The sequence below is a fragment of the Pseudonocardia pini genome, from assembly GCF_013870575.1.
GTDB lineage: Bacteria > Actinomycetota > Actinomycetes > Mycobacteriales > Pseudonocardiaceae > Pseudonocardia > Pseudonocardia pini.
Map to the genome: position 1 here is coordinate 1 of NZ_JACBXB010001235.1, position 1,003 is coordinate 1,003.

Below are 1,003 nucleotides of genomic sequence, written 5' to 3' on the forward strand. Positions count from 1 at the left end.
TCGCCGTCGGGGTGGCGAGTCCGAGGGCGCCGGGACATCGGCCGGGACATCAGCCGGGACATCAGCCGGAGCGTCGGCCGGGGTGTCCGCCGGAGCCTCGGCAGGGGCGTCGGCCGGAGCGTCCGCCGGGGTGTTCGCCGGGGTGTTCGCAGGAGCCTCGGCCGGGCCGGCACCCGCGTCGTCACCCGCGCCGCCGCCCGCACCCGCGCCGGGCTGGGGGTCGACCGGGTCGAGGGTGTACATCCGGACCCAGTCGATCTCGTAGTTGGCCTCGCGCATGCCGCCGCCGTAGAAGTTGTCGAACTGGATCGTCAGGTGCCCCGAGGGCATGTCCTGGATGTTCTTCCGACCGCCGGGGCCCGCACCGTCCTTCAGCGTGTACCACTCCTTGCCGTCGACGAAGCCCCGCACGTGCTCGGGCGTCCACTCGAAGGCGATGGTGTGCCACTCCGACAGCGGCGCCCCGCAGTTCTCCTCCTCGAGGAACTCCTGCTGGACCGGCATGTTCGGGTGCGGGTAGTGGATGAACGCGTTGGCGCACTCCTCGCCGGGGGCCTGGTTCTCCAGGAAGTCGTACTCGCCGTCCTGCGGCCAGCTGTCGGACTCGGGCCAGACGATCAGCAGCGGGTGGTAGTCGTTGCCGGAGTCGCCGGTGTTGAAGGACCGGACCCGCGCCTCCCAGCGTCCGTACTGCTGGTCGAGCTTGGAGGCCAGCCAGCCGGTGTCGCCGTTCGCGTTGCCCTTCTGGATCAGCTTCTCGCCGTCGACGGTGCTGTTGGCCCCGCAGCGCAGGCCGTTGCCGTCGTGGCCCGCCCAGCAGCCGTCGATGTTCTCCCACTTCGCCGGGTCGGGCTGCCCGGTGTAGTCGAACTCGTCCGACTCCGGCAGCGGGGTGCCCCAGCCGAAACGCTCGGCCGCGGTCAGCGCCTCGAAGGGCGGCTTGGGCGTCTTGGGCGTCTTGATGTCCGGGACGCGGGGCGGCTCGGCGGCCGAGGGCTCCACG

The 1,003-nt window shown here is 71.7% G+C and carries 1 protein-coding gene; it reads right to left on the bottom strand.

All coding sequences use genetic code 11. The features are described from left to right. On the bottom strand, positions 1–1,003 hold a 1,003-nt coding region (locus H5J29_RS34120; protein WP_181784971.1), incomplete at both ends, for a glycoside hydrolase family 16 protein.